Origin of the sequence: Polaromonas sp. (genome assembly GCF_030682935.1) — a bacterium.
GTDB lineage: Bacteria > Pseudomonadota > Gammaproteobacteria > Burkholderiales > Burkholderiaceae_C > Polaromonas.
This window is the reverse complement of record NZ_JAUXNA010000328.1, coordinates 1-2,159: the sequence shown is the minus strand read 5'-3', so window position 1 is coordinate 2,159 and position 2,159 is coordinate 1. Positions and strand designations below refer to the sequence as shown.

Below are 2,159 nucleotides of genomic sequence, written 5' to 3'. Positions count from 1 at the left end.
GGCGTGGACCGCTATTCCAACTACCCGGCCAGCGTGCGGCGCCTGCCCGTGGTGGGCGGCGGGCTGGACCCCAATATCGAGAGCATCGTCGCCCTGAAGCCCGATGTGGTGCTGCTGGCCAAGTCCTCGCGCGCGGGTCTTCGCCTGGAGTCTCTGGGCATCAAGGTGGTGGCGCTGGAGCCCAAAAGCCATGCCGATGTCCGGCGCGTGCTCGGCAAGCTGGGCCAGTTGCTGGAGATTCCTGACGCGCAGGGCGCCGACCGGCTGTGGCGCGTGATTGACAGCGGTGTGTCAGCGGCGGCCCAGTCGCTGTCGCCGCAGGCCAAAAACACCCGCGTCTACTTTGAAGTCAATCGGGGCCCGTATGCCGCAGGCGAGACGTCCTTTATTGGCGAAACGCTGACCCGGCTGGGCGTGAAAAATGTGGTGCCCGCTGCGCTGGGGCCGTTTCCCAGGCTCAACCCCGAGTTTGTCGTGCGCGCCAATCCGGACCTGATCATGATTGGCAGCCGCGGCATGCAAACCATGGTGCCGTACCCGGGTTGGTCCAGCATCAAGGCGGTGCGCGAGCAGCGCATTTGCGTGTTTGGCGTGGAAGACTCCGACGTGGTCGTGCGGCCCGGCCCGCGCATGGCCGAGGCGGCGCGCATCATGGCGAAATGCCTGCAAGACAAAGCCCGATGAACCTTTGCCACACGCTTGAACACCGCAAGGCGCTGCTGCTGGCCGGCGGGCTGCTGCTGGCCACAGCGGCCTTGCTGCTGCTGGGCGTGAGCGTGGGCAGCACCGGTTTTGACAGGGTACTGAGTCTGCAGCGCGACCCGCAAGCGCTGCAAATCGTCTGGGAAATCCGCCTGCCGCGTACGGTCGGCGCCTGGCTGGCCGGCGCCTTGCTGGGGCTGGCCGGCGCCGTGGCCCAGGGCCTGTTTCGCAACCCGCTGGCCGACCCGTATTTGCTGGGCAGTGCCTCGGGTGCCTCGCTGGGGGTGGCCTGCGCCATGGTGCTGTTTGGCGTGTCGCCGCTGGCCACGCACTGGCTGGCGCGCATCGGGCTGACGGGTGCGGCCTTTGTCGGTGCCGTGCTGGCCGTGCTGCTGACGCTGCTGCTGGCCAAGGGTGTGCAGCACACGCTGCGCCTGCTGCTGGCGGGCGTGATCGTGGGCGTGGTGCTGGGCGCCATCACCTCGCTGATCTTGCTGCTCACGCCGGACATCCTGCAGGCGATGCAGGCCTTCATGCTGGGCAGTACCGGCTTCATCGGCTGGGCCGCCTGCGCCGTGATGGCTGCGACTTTTGCGGCCTGTCTGCTGGCGGCGTGGATGCTGAGCCATGTGCTCGACGGCCTGGCGCTGGGCGAGGCCACCGCGCAAAGCCTGGGCCTGCGGCTGCCGTCCATGCGCGCCGCGCTGGTGGCAGTGCTGGCGTTGGCCACCGGCGCCGCCGTGGCGCAAACCGGGCTGATTGCGTTTGTCGGCCTGGCCGCGCCGCACCTGGTGCGCTCGGTCGTCAAGACCACGCACGGCCGCCTGATTGTGCTGGCCAGCCTGATGGGCGCGGTGCTGCTAACAGCCGCCGACATTCTGGCCCGGGGGCTGATTGCGCCGCAGGAACTGCCCGTGGGCGTGCTCACGGCGGTGCTGGGCGGCGGCTATCTGCTCTGGCTGATGCACCGGCAGACCGGGCGAGGGGCTGGACTATGACCGCCGCACGCCATTCTAATGCTATGGATTCAATAGCTGTCAGCGCCCGCGCCGTCTGCGCCAGCCTTGGAAATTCCGAGGTGTTGCACAACATTTCGCTGACGCTGCCTGCTGCCCGCTGGACCAGCATCGTCGGCCCCAACGGCGCGGGTAAATCCACCTTGCTCAAGGTGCTGGCCGGGCTGCTGGCCCACAGCGGCGAGGTGGCCTTGCTGGGTCAGTCGCTGGCCAGCCTGCGCGGGCGGGCGCGGGCGCAGCAGCTGTCATGGCTGGGCCAGAACGAAAGCTCGGCCGACGACCTGACGGTGTACGACGTCGCCATGCTCGGCCGCCTGCCGCACCAGGCCTGGCTGGCGCCGCCCAGCGCCGCCGACCACGCCGCCGTGGAGCGCGCCCTGCGCGCCACCCAGGCCTGGGACTGGCGCGGCCGCCCGCTCGGCCAGCTGTCGGGCGGCGAGC

At 69.4% G+C, this 2,159-nt stretch carries 3 protein-coding genes; all 3 read left to right on the top strand.

Annotation, left to right across the window (positions count from 1 at the left end; all coding sequences use genetic code 11):
* On the top strand, positions 1–684 hold a 684-nt coding region (locus tag Q8K05_RS15295; RefSeq protein ID WP_305247487.1), incomplete at its 5' end, for an ABC transporter substrate-binding protein.
* A complete protein-coding gene (locus Q8K05_RS15290) occupies positions 681–1,700 on the top strand; it encodes an iron ABC transporter permease (protein WP_305247486.1) in 1,020 nt (339 codons plus the stop codon). The genes Q8K05_RS15295 and Q8K05_RS15290, both read left to right, overlap by 4 nt.
* Positions 1,701–1,723: 23 nt before the next feature.
* Positions 1,724–2,159: ABC transporter ATP-binding protein (locus Q8K05_RS15285; RefSeq protein WP_305247485.1), on the top strand; the 436-nt coding region annotated here is incomplete at its 3' end.